The following is a 22,809-nucleotide window of genomic DNA, read 5'->3' as shown; positions in this document are numbered from 1 at the left end:
CCAGTTGCTCCAGTTGCTCCGGTCGCTCCGGTCGCTCCGGCTACCCCAGTTGCTCCGGTCGCTCCGGTTGCTCCAGTTGGGCCTGTTACTCCAGTTGCTCCGGTTGGACCTGTTGGGCCATCCCCTTCACTTTCAAGTAAATCTACATCATCAACATACACAAAAGGAGCACTTAAGGCACTGATTTGTTTACTTATCATAACTTGTGCTTGTGTTGTTCCCACTGGTGCAATTCCTGTTGTCTGGTATATCTCTAACCAGGTATCATCTACCACTACAGGGATATTACCATATTCAATTTCCACTTCTAGACCTACTCCTATTATATTGTCAGCAGCATCTAGAAATAGGACTTCAAGATCGATTCTTGGACTTTGTTGAAGATTACTTTTAGATAGAGAGACTAAAAATACATATCCTCTCCCTGGCTCTGCGGGAACTACTTGTGATAACGAAGCAACGACTGAACTATTAGCAAGTCTTGCTGAATAATCTCCTGAATGCGCAAATTGATTAGTAATATCAGCATTTATTGCTTGCCAACCTGTAAAGTCACCCGTCTCAAAGCTACCATTAACAATTAAATTATTTATCGACAAACTAGTATCCTCCTTTACTATTTATTTAGTTTTCTACTAGAACTTATCTAATACCAAAACTCAAATTATAGTATGTAATTCTTCAATTGCTTGTTCAGGCCGTTAACCCTTGGTAGCTTCAATTGTGCTATTCTAAAGGCATTTTTTAGATGATTGAACTATTACTAGAAAATAACAACCAATAGATATATCCTCACATAAAAAAAACCGTTCAAGATATTACCTACCTCAAACGGCTCCGCTACTTTTTATACTATTTCATATATATTGATATAGCTGGATTACCAACAACTGTATGCTTATCAGGCACACTTTTGGTTACTACAGATCCTGCTCCAACGATAGCTTGCTTACCGATTGTTATTCCCGGAAGAAGCGTTGCATTATTTCCTATTTTTGCCCCTTGCCGAATAATTGGTCCTTGATGTTTATAGTTACCTATCCCCATGTATTTATCATTTGAAGTCGAACAGCATGGTCCAATAAATACATTATCTTCTATTATCATATCAGCAGTTATATATGCCCCCGTTTGAATCGTAACGTATCTACCAATCATCGTATTCATCTCAATTATTGCATTTCGCCCTATAATACTAGCTTCTCCTATAACTACTTTTTCTCTTATGCTAGCTAAGTCACCAATAAATGCATCTTTTTGGATAGCAGTTCCAGTAAAGAGTACCGTATTACACCCAATTATTACACCATCCCCAATGGATAGAGCAGCAGAAGATATATTTGGTTTTCTTGACATATTATTATTAGATACAGGTTTCTTGCCAACTATAGAAAGATCCCCAATTATTACATTACTTCCTATTTCTGTACCTTCCTTTATGACGACAAATTCCCCTATTACCACATTATCTCCAATCGTGACATTCTTCTCTATTTTTACATAATCACCCATTTCAACATTTTCACCGAATATTACTGTATGATGAATCATATCCTTCCCCCTTTCCCATTCATGTCTTTCGTCGTGAAAGAGTCTAAGGGGAGATTAACTGGTTCATTTAATATAGAAGATTCATATATTCCAAATATAGTCATTAAGGACTGAAGTGCGTCATTCATGTCTATTAATAACAATTTTTCCTTATTATTTACTACGTTAATAAAATTTTGGTACATATACATATGTTCATTATGGTCATCCAACACAGTTAAGACTTCATTTTTATTAGATGGGCTTGCAGTGTAACAACGTTCTATCTTATTAAAGTTTGACCCACCAATAGAAATCGTTCCTTTCTCCCCAAAAATAGATAAATAGTAACCAAGGTTCTCAGGTTGTGTCATGGTATTGGCCTCAATAATGCCTCTTGCTTGATTACTAAATATCAGGATACCCGAAGCTATATCCTCCGTCTCTTTTACTTTAGACTTATTAACAATATCACCAAAGACCATTTGTACGTCTCCCATTAACCAAACCAACAAATCAATTAAATGAATCCCTTGATTTAATAACATTCCTCCATCTTTTTCCCAAGAGCCTTTCCAATTAGATTCCTTATAATAGCTATTTGGGCGATGAATGCGCATAGACGCAACACCAAGATAAAGCTCGCCTAAAGAACCGTCCTCAATTATATTCTTTATTTTCCTAAAGACCGGTCGGTAGCGTAGCTGATGGCAAACTAAAATGTATTTTTCTTGTTCCCTTGCTACTTGCAGTATTTTCTGAGCATCAGAAATGGAAAGAGCAAGTGGTTTCTCCAAAATAACATGTTTATTGTGTAATAATGCTTCAACAGCCATATTGGCATGAAGACTTGAAATCGTTGCAATCACTACAATGTCTATTTCCTTGTCTGTTAATATATCATGAAAATTTGAATGCATTTTTATACTATTTTCCTTGTTAGATAATTGCTGATAAGTCAGAATTGCTTCATCCATTTTTCCCGAATCAATATCACTAACAGCTGTCAATTCCAATTCATCAAGCTGGGAAATAGTTTTCAAATGCTTATTTGCTATATATCCACATCCGATAAGACCAATTGAAATTGTCATAACCTTTCACTTACTTTTTGAATAACATCAATGACCCTGTCTTGATCTTCCCTTGATAAAAAAGGATGCATCGGAATTGCAAACAATTGACTGGCTGCCATCTCTGCGACAGGAAAATCACCGTCATCATATCCTAATTCTCGGTATACTTCCTGAAGGTGTAAGCATTGTGGATAATAAATTCCTGTTTGGATATCTGCTTGTTTAAGTGCAGAAATTATTTCTTTCCTTCTAGAAGACTTTATACAAAATAAGTGGAATACATGGGAACGATTAGACATAACTACCGGTAGTTCAATATGTTTAACATGATTTAATTTAGCAAAGTAATAATTAGCAATTGAAATTCTCTGTTCATTCCATGTATCAATTTCTCTTAAACAAATTAATAAAATCGCAGCATGTATTTCATCAAGTCTGCTATTGTACCCTATTTGTTGATGGAAATACTTCTCTTGGCTACCATGGACCCGTAATTTGCGAAGTGATTCTGCTAATCTATCATCTGATGTGGTAATTAACCCTCCATCACCAATAGTGCCAAGATTTTTAGTTGGAAAAAAAGAAAAACAGGCAGCGTCTCCAATACTCCCAACTTCTGTTTCCATAAAAGTAGCTCCAAATGCTTGACATGCATCTTCAATCACCAGCAAATCATGTTCTGCGGCAAATGCTAGGATCGTATCCATACTAGCAGGTTGCCCAAAAATATGAACTGGTAGAATTGCTTTCGTTCGTGTAGAAAGCTTATCAGCTAGCTTACTTGGATCCATATGAAATGTATCAGGGTCAATATCTACGAAGACTGGGGTCGCCCCAACTTTTGAAATAGCTTCGGCTGTTGCAAAGAATGTAAAGGGTGTGGTGATAACCTCATCACCACTTCCAATACCATAAGCATCCAAGGTAAGTACGAGAGCATCCGTACCATTTCCAACAGCAATGGCATGTCTAACTCCCAGCCGCTCTGAGATTTTTTCTTCCAATTCTTTTACTTTTGGACCTAGTATATATTGACCACCCGTTAGTACGTCTTGAATTGCTTCTATTATTTCCTTCTGGATTCCCCCGTATTGCTTTGTAAGATCAATTAATGGAATCATGTTTTCTCTCCTTTAACAAGATTTATATCCTTATATATGTATTGATACGATAAATCTAGAGGAACGGCACAATGTCCAAAATATGCGATTTCAACATATGTCCTAGTAATATTGCCTTTTTTAACACTAGGTCGGAACAATCTATGAACTGATTTCATATAAAATATTAGCTCTCAATTATTAGAAGGGATAGTTAATATGAAAACTAGGATAGCAAGAACTTACGAAGAAATGGATGGTATCTCCAAGAAGGATCTACCAATTATTGGGGTAGTTGGTTTGGGTTACGTTGGACTGCCAGTTGCTTTAGCATTCTCTCAAAAATATACAGTAATCGGTTATGATGTAAATCAGGATAGAGTATACTCCCTCCAAAATCATATAGATGAAACTAGGGAAGTACCTAGCGAGGCATTAGTGGAATCTTCCATAGATTTTACCATAAATGAAGAACAACTAAGTTCATGTGATGTAATTATCGTAACTGTTCCAACTCCATTAAATACATGCAAAGATCCTGACCTTTCTTTTCTTACCAATGCCTCTACTACCATTGGTAAGTATATGAAATCAGGAACAATTGTTATCTATGAATCCACTGTTTATCCTGGGGCAACAGAAGAAGTCTGTATCCCAATACTTGAAAAAAGTTCTAACCTAAAATGTGGGCAAGAATTCTTTATTGGGTATTCACCGGAGAGAATTAATCCTGGTGACAGAACTCATACATTTTCCAATACAGCTAAAATTGTAGCTGCCCAAGATAATGTTACTCTTGAAAAAATATATCTTCTTTATCAAAACGTTATCGATGCAGAGGTATATCAAGCTAGTTCTATTAAAGTTGCAGAGGCTACTAAACTAGTTGAAAATACGCAAAGGGACATTAATATAGCTTATATGAATGAATTGTCCTTGATATTTAGACAAATGGGTATTAACACGCAAGAAGTCCTTGATGCAGCTAAGACTAAGTGGAACTTTATACCATTCAATCCAGGCTTAGTGGGCGGACATTGTATAGGAGTTGACCCCTATTATTTTATATATCAATCGGCGCTCAAAGGGTATAAACCAAAGTTTCTTGAATTAGCACGACAGATAAATGAAAGTATGACTGATGTTGTAACCGATATTGCACTTGAGCATGTGAAAGAACAACAACTAAAGCCTAGCCAGATTAAAGTTGGCGTACTAGGGCTAACTTTTAAAGAAAATGTCCCAGATATACGGAACTCAAAGTCAATGGAAGTCGCCTTCAAATTAGCAGAGTATGGTTTTGATGTTTACACTCATGATCCGTATCTAAATCAAAAAGTAATACCCGAACAAGATAATCTTAAGCATGTTGAATGGGACCAATTAAAGGATTTAGACATTGTAATTCTTGCAGTTCCTCATCAAGAATATCGAAGCAAGAAGGAAGTTGATTTTCAAAAGCTCTTGAGAAAAGAAGAAGGAATGATTATAGATATTAAAGGGCTAGTATGGAAACATAAGTTTTCGAAGAATATCCAAGTGATTAATCTGTAGAGATTATTATATTTATTTCTAAAGGAGTGTTTGATGTTGAAAGCGAGACCGATCGTCAAAGTTAATTCTCAAACAAGAAAAATCGTGGCGAAAAGAGCAACTGCTGGGTGTGGTTGTGGGAAAAATAGAATTAAAGGTACTCATAATCAATATTCCCGTCAAGCTAACTAATTTCCTTACTATATTACACCAAAAAGGCGCTTCCAGAAGCGCCTTTTTCACATATTTGGAAAGTACTTTAGAATTAAAGTACTCCAAAGATACCACGTAATGTTTACAACCAAATAATGAAGATACCCATACACTAAAATATAGTTTTCTTATATTTCTCAGACTAATTTCTGCCCACAATTTGAGCAGAAATTTGCTCCAGCAGTCTTTTGACCACAATTTGGACAGAAATTCGGAACATTACTAGAACCATTTGATGGTTGATTAGATTGTGGTACCTGATTCTGGTTTTGCTGCTGATTCTGATTTTGGGAACCTGACTGATTCATATTGTCCATCATCTTATTAGCCATTGTCATTCCCATCATCATCCCAGCCATATCACTCGCTGTACCAGATCCTTGTAGCTTACCAGAAGCCATTGCGTCTGTAACGGAAATTTGCTGGTACTTAGAAACATCTCCAACCATTCCATGGGAAGCACTTTTATCTATCATATCTTGAACTTGTTTCGGATAATTAAAGCTTCCCACACTAAATCCAGTGATCGTCATTCCCGTGTCATGAATTTCCATATCCAGGTCTTCCCTGATCCCTCTGGATATTTCTAAACTATTCATTTGTAAATTAAAAATATCTTTTCCTTCTCTAGTAATCCACTTCATTAATAGTTGGTCTAATATTGAGGTGATGCGGATTTTAACATCATCCACTAGGTAACGGTCTCTGACACCCGCAATATTATCTATTAGTGCAATATAATCATTTACTTGAAAATCAAAGGTACCATTCGCCCTTATTGGCAGACCACCAGGTAGTGTTGGCGTTGGTATATTAATGGAATTTCTAGTACCCCATTTCACATTAAATTTCTTCGTATTAATAAAAATCACTTCTACTCGAAGTCCACTATTAAATCCGAACTTAAACCCTTTTAGTGTAGATAAGAAAGGAATGATTTCAGATTCAATATTATAATCACCTTCATCCTTAAAAACACCTTCAACTTTTCCATTATAAAGGAACAGGGCATCTTGCCCCTGACGAATAATTAGTCTACTTCCCTTTTTAATTTCTTTATTACTCCACTTCCAAAATATCATATCATCGCGAAACTCTTCCCATTCAATGACATCAGCAAATTGATTTCTAAAAAAAGACATATAAAACTTCCTCTCCTTTGTTATATCGATGTGTGTTCTAAACTTCTATACTCTTCCATTTATAATGACGGGGTCATTTAGAACCTTCCCCCTCCACCGCTATGAGAGTGTCCACCACTTGTGGTTCCACCTCCACCGCCGCCTCCACTGCTATTGTTTTGAGGCCTTCTACGCTTAGTTACATTGGTTGTTAAATACGTATCCTTACGTCCAACCACTTGAAAGTTCCCTGTATATGTTCGTTCATTTACAGTAACCTTTCCGCCAGAGTTGTAAGCCATGGATCCTACTATTACACCAGCTACCCCTATTGCTAATAACAGATGGAACCAAGTCTTTAATAGAAAGCTCTCTGGGTTAATCCCAGGCATATATCCCATATATTCTGAACCTGTTTCAATGTATTGGACGAATGCATCATAGTAATTTTCGTTCGATAAGTTAGGTGTAATTTTATCAACAATTAAATCTATTCTTTGATCATCAATGTATTTTTCACCTTTATAAAAACCAGCTATATAAACATATCTCTCATTCATATCCATACCCAAGAGTACCGTATTACCATGTGGCTTATCAAAACCAAATGCCATATCATCATAAAAATCTTGAACATACTTCTTAGTAGATTTCCCATCAGCATCCGGTGTGGTAACAATAATAAAATCCATTTCATGTTCTTTACCATGCTTAAGGGCTAAATTCTCTAACTTTGCTATTTCATCATCAGTTAATAGATTAGCATAATCATATACTCGTTGTTTAGACTCATCCGCGAAAACAGAAGTTAAGAACCCAAAGATAAGAACCACTGAAAAAATACTAGTTAGAAATAAGACCCGCTTCCTCACCAGACATCACCCCCAACAATAATAGTGACGATCTTAGCAGCAATGAAAGTAGCTGCAGCAATACTTCCAAACCAAGCAGATACTTTCGCCAAGCTTAGTGGAGGCTTTCCGACCACTTTTCCATTGACACCATTCATTGCAAAAGTGTGTTCTTGCTTGTCATAATCATAATAAACCATCCATACCGGAAGAAGAACATAGTATGCTTTTGTTTCATTCGTATTCACATGTTTTTGCTTATATTGTACGGAAGAATATCCACTTATCGTAGAACGAATATATTTATCAATATAGCTACTTACTTTTGACTTCACTCGAGGAAACAAGTCTTTATTGTTATAATTATACTTCTCTGCTAAATAGCCTGCTAAATAAGGAGTTTTAAAATCTTTTAAACTTCCATAGTCATATGGTTCCAGTCTATCCATTAAGTCGTCATCCATCTTCTCAGAAGCATCAACCGGTACTTTATTAAAGGTTAGGTCTATTTTACGATATACATCATAGTGCTTGGTCTCCGTGTAAATATAATCCCCTTGCGTATAATTCCTTACTTTGGTAGCTCTTGCATTGACCTCTGCAAGACTATGTAAATCATAGAGCCAGAATGGGACATATATTCCTGTAATCCCTTTAATACGATTAGCTGACATAAATCCCTTTGGTGTAAGCCTACCATTTTTACACCATTTTTTGAATGCTTGAATAGCTTCTTCCTTGCTAATCTGAAAAGGTATAACCTTATCCGGTGCATGAATACCAGAAATGCGATCAGCTAATACAACTGCAGCCCCACAAAAGCTACAGGATGTAGCTGAGGTATCGGCATCAGTAATAACTGACCCACCACAATTATTACATACATATTCTTTTGCCTCGTCTTCCGAAAACTTTGTGGAAATAAATTCATCAGAAAAATCCTCTATCCTATCTGTACGTCCACAACTTCCACAAGAAAGCTTGCCAGATTCACTGTCAAACGCCATATCATCCCCACAGTTAGGGCATTTATATTGAATGACCATTACACTTCCCCCTGTCCACATTTATTTCTATTCAACTAGTTATTTTAGTTTGTCCTTTAGCTTTTCCATTTCTGTTTCCACATCCACTCTGTTATCATACTGTGGACCTAGCTTATCTATGTCATAATCTAATCCTTTTCTTAACTGTTCTAATGCCTCCGCTTCCGCCAATGCCCTATTTGCTTTCTCCTCTAATTGGTCAAAAGTAGTTAAACGAACGTTTGATTGAGAAAAACCAGTCTCATTTACTTGTTGTTTACTCTTGGCAGTAGCTAATTTCCCAATAATACGATCACGTTGACTAGAAAGTACGGATAAGTCTTGCGAAAGTTTTTCCACCGCTAATGACATTTGCTCTGCTTTAATTGTAGCTAACTCGTAGTGCTTTTCATATTCTTGCTCTTTTGGTTTTAAACTAGATTTTTCTTCCAAAAAGTGACGTGCTTTGTCCTCGTCATCATTCTCTAATGACTTCACCGCATATCGTTCCAGTTTCTTCATTTCTGCCCTACAATCATTGAGGTTACGTTTTGTCCGATTCATTAAAGAAATAGAAGCTTCAACCTCCCCCTTCATTTCTCTATAGTCTCGTTCCATTTCCCTTATATAATTGTTAATTTCCACTTCCGGATTTTTTGTACTTTCGATTTTCGCGTTAATATTGCTCGCTAAGATATCTCGTACTCGTTTTAGCATGCTCATTTTACTCCCGCCTCCATCTATATTAATAGTATCTATTTATACGGAATTTTGGAATAGAAAGTTTCAGAAAGTTTAAGAGAAGGACTGAGAAACACATCCTTTGTATTCACTGAAATGTATGCCCTGCCATAACAAAGACTAGAAAAGGTTTCCCATAAGTATTAGTAACTTATGGGAAACCTTTCTTTTAAGTTCCCAATATCAGACTGAATAGAGTAAGTCTCCATTACTTTAAATCAATTTTAAATAATACCAAACTAAATAAGTCATAGTACTTAATTGTGATTTCATCGGAGACTGTCCATAAGATTCCTTGAATGGCTTCAATAATGCTTGGACTACGTTTTTACGAATTCGTTCTCTCTTAAGTTCTGACACAATCGCATCGAATAGGTCTTTTTGTTCTATTGTAAATACTGATTCCTTTTCAATTTCTTTTGCATAATGCAAGATTTCTTCTAATGTAACCACTTTTTGCTCAATTTTAGAACGAAGAAAATCAATTTCGGAAAAGTTTAATAGATTACTTCTTTTATCAAGCATCGTTGGAATAATACTCTCAACATAAGAAAGCAATACATCAACAACTTTATCAATGGAACTAAAGTTATTTGATACTCGCATAAGTAAAGTGAGGGAATGTAACATTCCGAGGAATAATATAGAAAGTTCGAAGGAATATGGCCTTATATGTTCACCATAAACTTCAACCATCCGTTCAGATACCCATTCGGTTTCATATATACGATGTTGTAACACATAATTTTTAAGGTCTGGTTCATTTGAACTTAAAATAGCCTCAAACAATTCGCTGATTTTCCGTTCTTCATTTATACGATTTACAATGGAAATTTGTTCAATTAATACTTGACGATCGGTTTTGTCTTTACCTATTTGCACTTCTATCCGTAACTGACTTCTATCATATCGTATATCCTCCAGAATTTCTGCAATACAGTCATTCTTCGTCGAAAAATAATTATAAAAAGTACCCTTTGATATTTTAGCTTGTTCAATAATTTCTTGAATAGATGTTTGACCGATGCCCTTTTCAACGAATAGTTCAAATGCAACATCTGCTACATGTCTTTTCCGCTTATTCATAATATCCTCCTTGAATTTTCCCTATAGGAAAAGTATAGATTTGTTACAGGGAAATATCAATTTTGAACTTTATGTACAAAAGTATTGATTTTATTGAACCAATGGTATAAAATCTTCAAAGTGATTATAAATTGTAGCAACAATCAGTGGGGGTTATAGTGACTCCCGCTGATTGTTGTTTAACGAATAGGACCTTTCCGGATGGCCTACCCCCCACTAACATTTCTTGTTTTTTAAAAAAGTGGGGGGCTTAACTTCCCGTAAAGGCAAAATAAAAACAAAAGAGGGGATCACATGAATTCAACGTTAAATCAACAAACAAAACCTCCATATATTATGTTGGTAGTTTTGTTTATTGGCGCATTTGTATCATTTTTAAATAACTCATTATTAAATGTGGCTTTGCCAACTATCATGAATGATTTAGGAGTTGACTATCCAACCGTTCAATGGCTTGCTACTGGTTATATGTTAGTAAGTGGGGTATTGATTCCTGCTTCCGCGTTTCTAATTGTCCGTTTTACAAATAGGCAATTATTTATTACAGCTATGTCAATTTTCACATTGGGAACTGCTCTAGCTGCTTTTGCACCTAACTTCGGATTATTATTAACTGGTCGTATGGTTCAGGCTGCAGGTTCTTCTGTCATGGGACCATTATTAATGAATATTATGTTGGTCAGTTTTCCGCGTGAAAAACGTGGAACTGCAATGGGCGTATTCGGACTAGTAATGATCACAGCACCAGCTATTGGACCAACCCTTTCTGGTTACATTGTGCAGTATTATGATTGGCGTTTTCTCTTTGAAATGATTTTACCACTTGCCATCATATCGCTATTATTGGCCATTTGGAAGGCAGAAAATGTAATGGAAACATTTAAGAATGCAACCATCGATTACTTATCAGTAATACTATCAACCATTGGATTTGGTGGATTATTATATGGTGTAAGTACTGTAAGCTCCAATGGTTGGACCGATTCTACTGTATTAACTACTTTAATAGTTGGCGGAATTTCATTAATCTTATTTATTGTTCGTCAATCTAAACTGGAAAAACCATTATTAGATTTAAAGGTTTATAAATATCCAATGTTTACGTTAGCTTTCATTATTTCCGTTGTTAATGCGATGGCTATGTTCTCGGGAATGATTTTAACACCTGCCTATGTTCAAGATGTTCGGGGAATTTCTCCGCTTGATTCTGGACTAATGATGTTACCTGGGGCAATTGTCATGGGAATCATGTCACCAATTACTGGTAAACTCTTTGACAAATTCGGACCACGTAGTTTGGGTGTTATAGGACTTGCTATCACAGCTGTATCAACCTATTTATTATCCGAATTACAAATCGATTCATCCTATGCTTATATTATTTTGGTTTATACACTGAGAATGCTTGGTATGTCCATGGTTATGATGCCAATTATGACAAATGGTTTGAATCAATTACCAAACCGTTTAAATCCACATGGAACAGCAATCAACAACACTGCCCAACAGGTAGCTGGTTCTCTTGGTACTGCTATTTTTGTTACCATTATGAATAACGTAGCAACATCGGAAGGTAAGAATTTAATGGCTACGACTAACCCTGAAACACTAACAGCAGAATCAACTGAAATGATAGGTCATCAAGCTTTACTTTCTGGAATCCAGTATTCATTCTTTATTTGTGTAATCATTAATTTAATTGCTTTAATTTTAGTATTCTTCATTAAACGAGTAGATGTGAGTGATGAAGCGATTGAAAAACTAGAAAAACTAAATGAAAAAGAATGTCCAGTGACTAATTAAGAATAAATTATATATACTTCGATTTTAAAGGGAATAGATAATTCTATCTCTTCATTCTTTCTTAAATCCAATAAAAAAGTCTCTCCATAATAATATTGAACTAAATTATGGAGAGACTCTTTTTATTAGATATAAGTGAAACTTCAGTTAAGTGTAGCGAACTATGAACAGCTGGTTGCCTTGATTCTTATACTGTATTTAAATACATTTAGATATTTGGATTAGTCCATTTCTACTTCTACAATTGCACCAGTATTTACATCGACGGAAACTTCATACTTTATCCCTTGCGCGGTGATAATATCGACTTCATATACTCTAATACCTTTTTCTGTATCAAGCTCAATTTTAACCACTTGTCCAGGTACTTGCTGCAAAGCTATATTCATTGCTTCCACAATCGTTATTTCACGATAAAATGCTCCATTATTTCTTCCATATCCATAGTTATGTTCCGGCCAATATCCTCCTGTAGGATAGTACATATACTGATTCCCCTTTTGAAAATTTTTTCTCAATCTCATCATACGCTAGTGCCTACAATGAGTGATTTATTTTCGATTAATTGGCTATTGACCTATTATTTAGGAGTTATTTTAAATAGTTATTATTGTTAAATCAATTTACCTTAATAAGCATTAATGTAGACCCTCTTTATTTTGCAAACATCCACTCCATCTTATTAGGTCACATCAAATCTATCCGTTCAATATATCAAATATATGGCTTATGCTTAACGGTGTCATTTCTACCCTCGTCCTAATCAGCCTTTATCATACTCCTCCTTCTTCCACGGGGGATCACCATTTTCATGTAACTTCTTATTAATTTTATAAACAAAATATGGTATAACAAAAGCTAGCACAGTACAAATTAGCACCAAGTTTTTTGGTAAAAACCCAAACAAATAATCCCAAATAGTAATCACCCGTCTCTTCTACTTTTTCGATTTTTCTACAACCCCATCGGATCGGACTTCTGCCCTTACCTTTATATTTATAGTGCTTTTAGAAAAGTATTTTTCACCTTTGTCCCAATCTCCTTTTATTTTCTCCCAGGTATCATAATGGAATTTCTCTAAGTTATCCGCAAAACCAAATACATCCGCTTCTAGCTCTTTTTGTGCCTTCTCTACAGTCTGATTGGCAATTTCCTTTACTTTTTCAGAGATTTTCTTTTCTAGTGCATTAATTACCCCCTCTTTTTGTAAAAGGACTGTCCCAAAGGTTTCCTGTATTTCACCTTCCAATTTTATTATTACGTCTATTTTTATATTTTCTGGATTCTGGGTATCTATATTAATCTTGCTATTCGCTTCTCTAATGGAATAAGTTGTTAAATGATCATTGAAATTCACCAAAATTGGTCCTTGCACCCTTTGATCCGTTATTAATTCAAAACCAAGCATTTCTTTCAGATTCAGTTTTCCGATTAATCTATGAACATCACCTTTATAGACTGCCCCACCTTCAAAAAATATCCTTGTTCCATCAGACGTCACTTCAGATAATACAAAACTACTCTCAGCAAGCAAATATTCATGTATATCACCAACTCTAACTGGTTTCATTTCACCAGTCTTAGTAAGACTATTATCAAGAATTCTATCTATATACTTGCTAGGCAGCTTTTCAATTTCAGGTTGTATATTTAAGATATCTTTCGCCTTTCCTTTTGCAATAATTACCTTAATTCCCCTACGCGTATCTCTATTACGGATAAAAACATCCAGAACGTCTGCAAAAAGCGAGGGTATAGCTGCAACCTCTTCCGAAACAATAACAACTTTTATATGTTCAAAGTATGGTATTTTACTTGTTTGGTTAGCGAGATCTTGAGAAATATCATATATACTTTCTCCACTTGCTGATAAATTCATATACGCCTTCCCACCAGCCTCGCCTCCCCCGCTAGGAGTACCTAATCTTGGTGGAGCAACAAACTGATTTGTTAATGTTAATTGATAATTACCATTAATTTTCCCTTCTTCTGCTAAATCAATTGCCATCCCCATAATAAAACCACGTTCCTCAATGTTAATGACATCCCAGCATCCCGAAAGAAAGATAACAACAAGTAAACAATTCACAAATTTATATAGTCGTTTTATCATTGTGTTTCACCCTTCTTATTTTAGCGACAATGATTAATAGCATCGTAGTAAGAAAAGTAAATGAAACAAGATAAGAACCTATGAATTCACCAAACATAACAATTTGGCTTGTATCTCTGGGTAATAATGCAAGATAGTAAATTAGCGGACTTAGAATTAATATAAGCTGCATCTTTTTAATTCGTTTGAAAATGGAATGCAAAGCTAAAACAGCAACATCAAACGCCATTGCAGTTGTATTAAATACTCCCATTGTCCAGACAACAAAGAAAAAAGATTCTACTCTTTCAAAAATACCACCCGGGATTTCTATTCTTTTCGCTAAATCAATCGTTGGAAATAGCAAGTTAGATGTCGCAGTATAACCAAATACTAAAATGCATGCAAAATACACCATTACATAGAATACGATAGGAATAGTCATTCCGATCATAACTAATTTTGGCGCTCTTTCTGGACGTTCAACAATTGCGATATAAAATAATACAATACTAAAACCCATGTATGAGAGCAAACTAGTATGCATTCCTTTTATATATCCGTTAAAGTCCGTTTGAAAAACAGGTAACATATTGGTCCAATCCATCCACTTTATATTAATAAGCAATACTAACAGCAAAATAATAGTAATAATTGGAAAAAATATGATATTAAGGCGAAACAAGGCAGCCCTTGACCCCGCAACGGCATATACTACAACAAGTAAAAACGATACGGTTACAATCTCTACTGGGGTATGATCAAATAAATACTGCTGAGATATATGCCCAAGTACTCGTATATCGTACGCCGCAAATGTGATAAAGGAAATTGCAAATAGAAAGGTTAGGACGATAGCTATAGGCTTAGACACAATGATTGATGCATAGGAAAGGAAATGCTGGTTTGGGAAGCTTGCAGCTAATCTAGCCATCAACCAAACCATTAACATGCTAATAACACCCGTTAATAGTAAAACTATCCAACCATCGGATCCGATCATATTACTAGAAATATTTCTAGGTAATGAGAGAACACCGACCCCAATCAACATGGATGGAATAGCAATCAGTATTTCTTTCCCACCAATTTTCTCATTACCATATTCGAAAAATTTCATGAGTCTTTTACCCCTTTATTTGCAGATTTTGAATCCTCCGTAGCTAAAAATTTTGGCCTTTTGGTTAACATTGTCATCGGTGCACGTATTACAAGATCTTTCCAATCACTTACCATAGTTGGAGCAAAAGGTGTCGAATAAGGGATGCCAAAACTCTTCAAATTTACCACGTGGATATTAATCATGATGTAAACAAGAATAATGCCATATAAACCTAATACTGAGGCTGCTATCATAAATCCAAAACGAAGAATACGAAAGGTTATCCCAATAGTGAATGATGGATTTGCAAATGCCGCAATTGCAGTCAGACCTATGATAATTACCATTATTGGACTAACAATCCCCGCTGATACCGCAGCATCCCCAATTACTAGCCCACCAACGATTCCAATCGTCTGCCCAACTGGTGTAGGCAGTCTAATCCCAGCCTCTTGTAATAACTCCATCGTGATTACCATTAAAAATGCTTCCACAACAGGCGGAAATGGAACTCCTTCCCTCGATGCAGCAATGGACAATGCCAAGTCAGAGGGCAACAATCCTGGATGAATGGTTACTAATGCTATGTATAGTCCTGGCAGAAGGAGTGCGATAAAAGCACCCAAATAACGTAACATGCGCAGTAATGAACCGATTAACCACCTTTCATAATAATCTTCTGGTGATTTTAAGATATCCCCCAAAACAACAGGTGCGATAAGCACAAATGGAGTCCCATCCAGCAGGATTACCACTTTTCCCTGTAGTAGTGCAGAAACTGCCCTATCAGGCCTTTCCGTATTGTTCATTTGAGGAAAGGGGGATAAGAAACTATCTTCAATCCATTGTTCTATGAACCCAGACTCAGGAGCATTATCAATATCAATCGACTCTAGCCGTCTATTTACTTCTTTAACTATAGTCGAATTAATAACACCATCAACATATGCTACAACTAGACCTTTTTTGCTTCGTTTACCAATTTGATATGACTTAAAACGTAAATCTGGCGTCTGAAGTGATCTTCTGAGAAGCGATAAATTGGTTCCAAGGCTTTCGACAAATGCTGCCTTTGGTCCTCTTACGACTGTTTCAGCAGTAGATGGTTCTATTGAACGACTCTCCCCACCTTTTGTATCCATCACTAATACCGAATCCTCATTATCTAAGAAAAAGACCGTTTTCCCTGAAAGAATACCATTTAGTACGTCAGCAAGGGAGTTCCCTTTCTCTATCGAGGTAATAGAAATGAATGTTTGATATATTTCATTGAATATTGCTGTACTTTCCTTGGGTAATTCCATACTTACTGATTTAACTTGCAAATTTCCCAATATACTATCCTGAACCAACTGCCTATCAATCAACCCATCAATATATATAATTGCACTATTAATATTTGCCGCTCCGATTGTAAACTGTCTTATTACTAGATCATTTGGTTCATCTAACAGTTTCTTTAATTGCTGGATATTATCATCTAATTTACTTTCTAGTTTCACAGAGATGTTTTGACCGCACTTCTCCTGTTTTTCTTCTTGGTGCTTCTTTTTCATATACCGGCGTATCATATAATCCCCTCTAGTCTTAAATGGTTGCTCTCCTTTTATTTCCCATTTTTGTTTTCTTTTATGCAGAAGGTGAACAAGTTCGTCCTGTTCGTACTTCATTAAAAGAAATTCTAAAAAGGTATTGCAAAAAGTTTATAAACGGTATAATATGGTCTATAAATTTAAGTTAAACTTTTTAAAGGCAACGAAAAGGATATGGGTTACTTTACTTTAGTTTACAGAGAGGGAAGGATTTGCTGGAACCTTCCTAACGTAGAATAGTAACTTACCACCTTGGAGCTGTTTGGGATATTTTACTAACCAATACCGTATTGCTGCGTTAAAGCACTAAAGCCATAGTTAATACCTATGGGAATTAAGGTGGAACCACGGGTAAACACACTCGTCCTTTTGTGGGATAAGTGTGTTTTTTTATATTTATCAAAGAATAATAGCTATGAAAAGGACATAAATTATTTCTACCAGTTTAACAGAGAGGGAAGGCAATGCTGAGAGCTTCCTATACTATGGGTAATAATTTACCACCTTGAAGCTGTATTGGGGAATTCAGTATCCAATACCGTACTGCTGCGTTAAAGCACTAGAGCCATAAGAACTGCTTATGGGAAGCTGGGTGGAACCACGAGTTAAACATGCTCGTCCCTTTTTGAGGGATGAGTGTGTTTTTTTATATAAATGAAAGAAAGTGAGGGATGGTGTTTCAAAGCTTAGCTAATTACTAAAAAATTAGTCTAGTTGTTTGAAAGACAAATAGAGATGGAGGTCACTTAAATGAAAAAAATCATGATTAAATGGAATGAAGTAAGTCTAGTAAAACGAATCCTTATCGGTTTAGTTCTTGGTGTAGTATTAGCATTAACAGTTCCTAAAGGAGCAAATTGGATTGCAATTTTTGGCGATTTATTCGTAGGAGCATTAAAAGCTATAGCACCAGTACTAGTATTTGTCCTAGTCATTCACGCAATTTCTAATCATAAAAAAGGCAATAAAACAAATATGAAATCTGTCATTATTCTATATGCTGTTGGAACCTTTCTAGCTGGTTTAGTTGGGGTTGTTGCAAGTTTTATTTTTCCAGTTTCATTAACTCTTACTTCTGGAGCTGAGGATTTAACTCCTCCAAGTGGGATCATGGAGGTTTTAGAAAAGCTTTTATTTAATATTGTTGATAATCCTGTAAATGCCTTATTAAGTGCAAACTATATCGGTATTTTAACCTGGGCCATACTTTTTGGGATTGCATTAAGAAGTGCGACAGGAACAACCAAAAATATGTTAGAAAATTTCTCTAATGCAATATCCATCATAGTAAAATGGGTAATCAATTTTGCACCTATAGGAATCATGGGGCTAGTCTTTGATGCTATTGTAACTAGTGGACTTACAGCACTGTTAGGCTACGGCAAGTTACTTTTAGTATTACTAGGATGTATGATTTTTGTCGCTTTAGTTGTTAACCCATTAATTGTCTTTATAAACATTCGTGAAAATCCTTATCCATTAGTCTTCACTTGTCTAAGGGAAAGTGGTATTACAGCATTTTTCACTCGAAGTTCAGCTGCAAATATCCCGGTGAATATGCGATTATGCGAGAAGTTAAATTTGGATAAAAACACCTATTCTATCTCTATTCCTTTAGGTGGGACCATTAATATGGCTGGTGCAGCTATAACAATATCTGTCTTAACTCTAGCTGCCGTTCATACACTTAATATTGAAATAGATATTTTTACAGCGGTTATCCTTATCGTTCTCGCTGCTATCTCTGCTGCTGGTGCTTCAGGGGTCGCAGGTGGATCACTACTACTTATCCCTCTAGCTTGTAGTCTTTTTGGAATTTCGAATGACGTTGCGATGCAAGTAGTTGCTATCGGTTTCATCATAGGTGTTTTACAAGACTCTTGTGAAACTGCCCTCAATTCATCTACTGATGTATTATTTACTGCAACAGCAGAGTATGCTGAAAAGCGTAAATTAAAAGTAAATCATTGACTGATTCTGGTAAAGCAATGTAGAAATTACAAGTAATGTATTAAAAATCTCAAATTAAAAAAGAGAACGCTCAAATAGTTAAACTATGAGCGTTCTCAAAAAAGTAACTATCCGTTATCTAGTGTTGTAATGCAGAAAGGCCAGCTTGATTTAAGATGTTCCATGGTTTATTAAAATGCGGTTGGAAGAAGAAACCAACAAAACCTAATTCATCTATGGTCATCTCTTTTTGGATACATATGGATAAGGTATTGATTGTTTGCGTCATATCCGCTCTTGAAATAACTTGTGCTCCTAATATTCTTCTAGTTGATTCCTCAAAAATCAGTTTTAATTTAACTTCTTCATAAGTTGGCATAAATTCAGGTCGATTATTCTCAATAACTTGTACTGCTTTATAAGTGACTCCAGCTTGTTTTGCAGTAACTTCTGTTAAACCTGTTGATGCCATATTAAAGCCGTAAATGTGAAGTCCAGAGGTACCTTGTGTTCCCATATATTTCACTTTAGGTTCGATAATATTAAGACCAACAATCGTTCCCATTCTGACAGCATTGGTTGCTAAAGGGATATACATATTCTTACCAGTTGGGTTATAGTTTACTGCACAACTGTCACCAGCAGCATAGATGTCCTTATCACTTGTTTGTAAATATTCATTCACAACAATTGCACCATTTTCTAGCATATCTATTTTTCCTTTTAACAATCCAGTATTTGGTTTGAATCCAACACAGAGTATCACTAGCTCCGTTTCTATTTCAGCTTTTGTTGTGATTACTTTTGATACTTTGCCATCTTTGCCTTCAAACTTGGTTACTGTTTGATCAAAAGCAAGCTGGATATCTCTTCGTCTAAATTCGTCTTCTACAATATCGGTAAATTCTTTATCAAGATACTTATTTAATAATCTATCCTCCCCATCAACCAAGGTAACCTTTTTGCCTGCTAGTTGAAATGCTTCAACAAGCTCTACCCCAATATATCCCGCACCAATAACTGTTATACGCTCAACATGTTTAGCTTTTTCAATTATTTCATTTGCTTGATGGAAGTTTTTACATAACAATATATTTTCTAAGTCTATTCCGCTAATCGGTGGAATTACTGGCCAAGAACCAGTAGTCATAACAAGTTTGTCGTAACTATCCGTTATTACTTCTCCCGTTACCATATCTTTGACGATTACTTTTTTACTTTCTGTATCTATTTCAAGAACCTCATGTTTTACTTTCATTTCAACTCCAAGGGATTCAAGTTCTTCAGGTGATGAGTAGAATAATTCATTTGGATTTTGTGCTACTCCACCAACATACAATGCGATTCCACAAGATAAGAAGGAGATATTATCGTTTTTTTCGTAAACTGTAATGGATAAGTCTTCATATTTATTTGCCATATTTTTAACTGCAGCTGTTCCAGCATGCGTACAACCAACTACGATAACTTTCATATTAAAAAACTCCTTTAAATTTATTTGTGATATACTTCACAAATACAAGTATGTGATATACATCACAATTACTATTATGATTAAACTATAAACTAAATTAATTTAAAATACAATGTTTTTTTGTGAAATAAATCACAAAATGTTTTTATAAGTATTGATTCATTATTAAAACTAACTACGTGCAATCACTTCTAAAAGTATATTTCTCTAATTAATCGGATAGTTAATTTTCATACTCATAATCAGCAATACGTTCCAATCTCATAAAAATATTCATTAATTTGCTATTTTCCATTTTATTTTGAAATATAAAACGCCATTCATTCACCACAAAATCACAGACTTTGAAGGAATGAATGGCTTAAACGTACTAAACTGTTTTACGATTCCAATGACGATGTTCCGCAATTGCTTGAATAAAGTCTTTTACAAATGGAACACCTAACCCTTCTACTACACCTAGATTTCCAATAAAGTTATTCTCCTCTAGGAACATTACTCCATCATTTGAAGCAGCAATAGGCTTGTAATGTTTATATGCCTCTTTTATGTAATAGGTTGTATGCTTATGAAATTCAGTATGTTGTTCCGCTCCTGAAGCAACATATATCGCATCATATAATACAGGATCAGTAGTTGTAAACGTATGATTCACCATTAAGTCTTGACCACTTGTTCCCACTACCTTCCCTTGCTTTTCACTAATAATTTCATAAATTACACCCTCTGCATGGAGACCATGCAAAATATCGACTACCTCTTTATCATTAAAGGCCTTATTTAGAATGACACCAACTTTACGGGTTGCCGCAGTCTTAACCGTATTCAGCTGACTCAATGATGGAAAACTCTTTGTTTCTTTAGTAACTTGTTCATCCTTAGGAGGTTCTACACCAATGTTTTGAGCGATTTGAGTAGCTAAACCTACATCCACATTAGCAAACATATCCACTACTTGTTGACGTACCTTCATATCCTTCACATGTCCCACTTCAAAGCTAAAAGCATCAATCGTGTGCTTTTTTTCTGGATCACTCATACTATTCCAAAAGATTTTTGCTTGAGAGAAATGATCATTGAAGCTTGCACTCCTTTGACGTACCTTCTTCCCTTCTATCTTTTCTTGATAATGGGCATAACCACCGTTACTCTCACTTATAGGAGTTGGGGTATCATTCGCCAAAGAATTACGATGATAAGATACTTGCCCTTTATTAATGGTTTGGCGATGGTATCCATCACGCTGATTATTATAAAATTGTACAACGGGCTTATTAATTGGAATCTCATGGAAGTTAGGTCCGCCAAGGCGAATTAACTGTGTATCAGTATAAGAAAATAATCTTCCTTGTAATAGTGGATCATTTGTAAAGTCAATTCCTGGTACCACGTGCCCGGGATGAAAAGCTACTTGCTCCGTTTCCGCAAAGAAGTTATCAACATTTTGATTTAATGTCATCTTCCCTATAATTTTTACCGGTATTTCCTCTTCTGGCCAAAACTTTGTTGCGTCTAATATATCAAAATCAAAGGCAAATTCATCTTTTTCCTCAATCATTTGTACACCTAATTCATACTCAACAAAATTTCCCATTTCAATTGCATCATAGATATCTCTACGATGGAAATCTGGATCCTTGCCACTAATTTTCTGTGCTTCATCCCAAACAAGAGAGTGTACACCAAGTTTTGGCTTCCAATGGAGCCTTATAAAGTGGGAAACCCCTTCTTTATTCACAAATCGAAAGGTATTAATACTGAAACCTTCCACCATTCGATAACTTCTTGGCACTCCTCTTGGAGACATGAGGAACATTACTTGATTGGCTGTCTCCTGATTATTCGCTACAAAATCCCATAATGTATCATGAGCCGCTGTTGCTTGAGGAATCTCATTATGTGGTTCAGGTTTTATGGCATGTACAATATCAGGAAATTTAATACCATCCTGAATAAAAAATACAGGGTGAATATTGTTCACTAAATCATAATTTCCCTCTTCTGTGTAAAACTTCGTGGCAAACCCACGTACATCCCGTACTGTATCAGCGGATCCTCGAGACCCAACCACTGTGGAAAAACGGACAAATACAGGGGTCTTTTTCCCTGCTTCAGATAAGAATTTCGCCTTTGTATATTTTTCCATCGATTCATATGCTTCAAACTCCCCATGGACAGCGAATCCACGTGCATGTACAACTCTTTCCGGAATACGTTCATGGTCAAAATGTGTTATTTTTTCACGAAAATGGAAGTCCTCCATCAGAGTGGGACCCCGTTCTCCAGCCTTTAAGGAAAATTCATCCTCAGATAATTTTAACCCTTGATTGGTTGTCATATCTTGGCTTGAATCATTAACTTTGAAATTCTCTAATTGCTGTTGTTTACTCTTTTCATTCACTTCATCTTTTTCATGCATAGAACATTTCCCTTTCATTTATATACTACTTGGTAATTTTTCCAAAAGGGGAATTTCTATACTGATTAATGGGGAAAGAATATTAAATTTGGGTTCTAAAA

Annotated in this window: 19 protein-coding genes and 2 other annotated features; of the genes, 4 read left to right on the top strand and 15 right to left on the bottom strand. The window is 35.6% G+C overall.

Translation table 11 applies throughout. From position 1 onward, the window contains the following. From K332_RS23980 to K332_RS0114045, 4 genes are all read right to left on the bottom strand, one after another. Positions 1–599, bottom strand: a 599-nt coding sequence (locus K332_RS23980; protein WP_036689070.1) for an NTTRR-F1 domain, incomplete at its 3' end; no start/stop codon positions are given. A gap of 253 nt (positions 600–852) precedes the next feature. After that, positions 853–1,551 carry an N-acetyltransferase gene (locus K332_RS0114055; protein ID WP_026908032.1) on the bottom strand — a complete coding sequence of 233 codons (699 nt, stop codon included), beginning with the start codon at positions 1,549–1,551 and terminating at the stop codon, positions 853–855. Then, positions 1,548–2,624: a Gfo/Idh/MocA family protein gene (locus K332_RS0114050; RefSeq protein WP_026908031.1), complete on the bottom strand. Its 1,077-nt coding sequence runs from the start codon at positions 2,622–2,624 to the stop codon at positions 1,548–1,550. Before K332_RS0114050 ends, K332_RS0114055 begins: the two co-directional genes overlap by 4 nt. Continuing rightward, positions 2,621–3,727: a DegT/DnrJ/EryC1/StrS family aminotransferase gene (locus K332_RS0114045; RefSeq protein WP_026908030.1), complete on the bottom strand. Its 1,107-nt coding sequence runs from the start codon at positions 3,725–3,727 to the stop codon at positions 2,621–2,623. Before K332_RS0114045 ends, K332_RS0114050 begins: the two co-directional genes overlap by 4 nt. A 198-nt stretch (positions 3,728–3,925) precedes the next feature. On the opposite strand from K332_RS0114045, the gene K332_RS0114040 reads away from it, so the two are divergent. Both K332_RS0114040 and K332_RS23975 read left to right on the top strand, forming a co-directional pair. Next, entirely contained in the window at positions 3,926–5,260 is a 1,335-nt protein-coding gene (locus tag K332_RS0114040; protein ID WP_245604702.1) for a nucleotide sugar dehydrogenase, read from the top strand. 33 nt (positions 5,261–5,293) lie between these two features. Continuing rightward, positions 5,294–5,431: a hypothetical protein gene (locus tag K332_RS23975; protein WP_156914204.1), complete on the top strand. Its 138-nt coding sequence runs from the start codon at positions 5,294–5,296 to the stop codon at positions 5,429–5,431. 158 nt (positions 5,432–5,589) lie between these two features. On the opposite strand, the gene K332_RS0114030 is transcribed toward K332_RS23975, so the two are convergent. The 5 genes from K332_RS0114030 to K332_RS0114010 all read right to left on the bottom strand — a co-directional run bounded on the left by K332_RS0114030 (position 5,590) and on the right by K332_RS0114010 (position 10,276). Next, positions 5,590–6,594, bottom strand: a complete 1,005-nt coding sequence (locus K332_RS0114030; RefSeq protein WP_026908028.1) for an SPFH domain-containing protein — start codon at positions 6,592–6,594, stop codon at positions 5,590–5,592. A gap of 77 nt (positions 6,595–6,671) precedes the next feature. Beyond that, entirely contained in the window at positions 6,672–7,445 is a 774-nt protein-coding gene (locus tag K332_RS0114025) for a TPM domain-containing protein (RefSeq protein ID WP_026908027.1), read from the bottom strand. Continuing rightward, positions 7,442–8,470 (bottom strand): TFIIB-type zinc ribbon-containing protein, encoded by a 1,029-nt coding sequence (locus K332_RS0114020; protein WP_026908026.1) that lies wholly within the window; start codon positions 8,468–8,470, stop codon positions 7,442–7,444. The genes K332_RS0114025 and K332_RS0114020 overlap by 4 nt, the downstream gene beginning before the upstream one ends. A 39-nt stretch (positions 8,471–8,509) precedes the next feature. Beyond that, positions 8,510–9,172, bottom strand: a complete 663-nt coding sequence (locus tag K332_RS0114015; RefSeq protein WP_026908025.1) for a PspA/IM30 family protein — start codon at positions 9,170–9,172, stop codon at positions 8,510–8,512. Between the two features lie 231 nt (positions 9,173–9,403). After that, on the bottom strand, positions 9,404–10,276 hold the full coding sequence (locus K332_RS0114010; RefSeq protein ID WP_026908024.1) for a TetR/AcrR family transcriptional regulator: 873 nt from the start codon (positions 10,274–10,276) through the stop codon (positions 9,404–9,406). A 294-nt stretch (positions 10,277–10,570) separates the two neighbouring features. On the opposite strand from K332_RS0114010, the gene K332_RS0114005 reads away from it, so the two are divergent. Then, entirely contained in the window at positions 10,571–12,079 is a 1,509-nt protein-coding gene (locus K332_RS0114005) for an MDR family MFS transporter (protein ID WP_026908023.1), read from the top strand. A 221-nt stretch (positions 12,080–12,300) separates the two neighbouring features. Here K332_RS0114005 and K332_RS22560 read toward each other — a convergent pair whose 3' ends face one another. The 4 genes from K332_RS22560 to K332_RS22555 all read right to left on the bottom strand — a co-directional run bounded on the left by K332_RS22560 (position 12,301) and on the right by K332_RS22555 (position 16,844). Next, entirely contained in the window at positions 12,301–12,564 is a 264-nt protein-coding gene (locus tag K332_RS22560) for a PepSY domain-containing protein (protein ID WP_084288008.1), read from the bottom strand. Between the two features lie 452 nt (positions 12,565–13,016). After that, positions 13,017–14,192, bottom strand: coding sequence for a Ger(x)C family spore germination protein (locus K332_RS0113990; protein ID WP_026908022.1), 1,176 nt, complete (start codon positions 14,190–14,192; stop codon positions 13,017–13,019). Continuing rightward, positions 14,173–15,291 (bottom strand): GerAB/ArcD/ProY family transporter, encoded by a 1,119-nt coding sequence (locus K332_RS0113985; RefSeq protein WP_026908021.1) that lies wholly within the window; start codon positions 15,289–15,291, stop codon positions 14,173–14,175. Before K332_RS0113985 ends, K332_RS0113990 begins: the two co-directional genes overlap by 20 nt. Further along, positions 15,288–16,844, bottom strand: a complete 1,557-nt coding sequence (locus tag K332_RS22555) for a spore germination protein (RefSeq protein WP_036689015.1) — start codon at positions 16,842–16,844, stop codon at positions 15,288–15,290. Before K332_RS22555 ends, K332_RS0113985 begins: the two co-directional genes overlap by 4 nt. A gap of 175 nt (positions 16,845–17,019) precedes the next feature. Continuing rightward, positions 17,020–17,237: a binding site (T-box leader), on the top strand. A 34-nt stretch (positions 17,238–17,271) separates the two neighbouring features. Further along, positions 17,272–17,491 (top strand) — a binding site (T-box leader). A 124-nt stretch (positions 17,492–17,615) separates the two neighbouring features. On the opposite strand from K332_RS22555, the gene sstT reads away from it, so the two are divergent. Further along, positions 17,616–18,836, top strand: a complete 1,221-nt coding sequence (sstT, locus tag K332_RS0113975) for a serine/threonine transporter SstT (RefSeq protein ID WP_026908020.1) — start codon at positions 17,616–17,618, stop codon at positions 18,834–18,836. A 118-nt stretch (positions 18,837–18,954) separates the two neighbouring features. On the opposite strand, the gene K332_RS0113970 is transcribed toward sstT, so the two are convergent. Both K332_RS0113970 and K332_RS0113965 read right to left on the bottom strand, forming a co-directional pair. Beyond that, a complete protein-coding gene (locus tag K332_RS0113970) occupies positions 18,955–20,289 on the bottom strand; it encodes an FAD-dependent oxidoreductase (protein WP_026908019.1) in 1,335 nt (444 codons plus the stop codon). A gap of 370 nt (positions 20,290–20,659) precedes the next feature. Then, a complete protein-coding gene (locus K332_RS0113965) occupies positions 20,660–22,708 on the bottom strand; it encodes a catalase (protein WP_026908018.1) in 2,049 nt (682 codons plus the stop codon). Positions 22,709–22,809 lie beyond the last annotated feature (101 nt).

The organism is Paucisalibacillus globulus DSM 18846 (genome assembly GCF_000482485.1).
Classification (GTDB): Bacteria; Bacillota; Bacilli; order Bacillales; family Amphibacillaceae; genus Ornithinibacillus; species Ornithinibacillus globulus.
The sequence above is the reverse complement of the archived record's forward strand: the minus strand, read 5'-3'. Positions and strand labels throughout refer to the sequence as shown.

What these genes read in the sequence shown, in the direction of transcription:
- K332_RS23975 (WP_156914204.1), top strand. Translation starts at nt 5,294, where the DNA reads ATGTTGAAAGCGAGACCGATCGTCAAAGTTAATTCTCAAACAAGAAAA.
- K332_RS0113985 (WP_026908021.1), bottom strand. Translation starts at nt 15,291, where the DNA reads ATGAAATTTTTCGAATATGGTAATGAGAAAATTGGTGGGAAAGAAATA.
- K332_RS0113990 (WP_026908022.1), bottom strand. Translation starts at nt 14,192, where the DNA reads ATGATAAAACGACTATATAAATTTGTGAATTGTTTACTTGTTGTTATC.
- K332_RS0114015 (WP_026908025.1), bottom strand. Translation starts at nt 9,172, where the DNA reads ATGAGCATGCTAAAACGAGTACGAGATATCTTAGCGAGCAATATTAAC.
- K332_RS0114030 (WP_026908028.1), bottom strand. Translation starts at nt 6,594, where the DNA reads ATGTCTTTTTTTAGAAATCAATTTGCTGATGTCATTGAATGGGAAGAG.
- K332_RS0113970 (WP_026908019.1), bottom strand. Translation starts at nt 20,289, where the DNA reads ATGAAAGTTATCGTAGTTGGTTGTACGCATGCTGGAACAGCTGCAGTT.
- K332_RS0114045 (WP_026908030.1), bottom strand. Translation starts at nt 3,727, where the DNA reads ATGATTCCATTAATTGATCTTACAAAGCAATACGGGGGAATCCAGAAG.
- sstT (WP_026908020.1), top strand. Translation starts at nt 17,616, where the DNA reads ATGAAAAAAATCATGATTAAATGGAATGAAGTAAGTCTAGTAAAACGA.
- K332_RS22560 (WP_084288008.1), bottom strand. Translation starts at nt 12,564, where the DNA reads ATGTACTATCCTACAGGAGGATATTGGCCGGAACATAACTATGGATAT.
- K332_RS0114050 (WP_026908031.1), bottom strand. Translation starts at nt 2,624, where the DNA reads ATGACAATTTCAATTGGTCTTATCGGATGTGGATATATAGCAAATAAG.
- K332_RS0114040 (WP_245604702.1), top strand. Translation starts at nt 3,926, where the DNA reads ATGAAAACTAGGATAGCAAGAACTTACGAAGAAATGGATGGTATCTCC.
- K332_RS22555 (WP_036689015.1), bottom strand. Translation starts at nt 16,844, where the DNA reads ATGATACGCCGGTATATGAAAAAGAAGCACCAAGAAGAAAAACAGGAG.
- K332_RS0113965 (WP_026908018.1), bottom strand. Translation starts at nt 22,708, where the DNA reads ATGCATGAAAAAGATGAAGTGAATGAAAAGAGTAAACAACAGCAATTA.
- K332_RS0114020 (WP_026908026.1), bottom strand. Translation starts at nt 8,470, where the DNA reads ATGGTCATTCAATATAAATGCCCTAACTGTGGGGATGATATGGCGTTT.
- K332_RS0114010 (WP_026908024.1), bottom strand. Translation starts at nt 10,276, where the DNA reads ATGAATAAGCGGAAAAGACATGTAGCAGATGTTGCATTTGAACTATTC.
- K332_RS0114005 (WP_026908023.1), top strand. Translation starts at nt 10,571, where the DNA reads ATGAATTCAACGTTAAATCAACAAACAAAACCTCCATATATTATGTTG.
- K332_RS0114055 (WP_026908032.1), bottom strand. Translation starts at nt 1,551, where the DNA reads ATGATTCATCATACAGTAATATTCGGTGAAAATGTTGAAATGGGTGAT.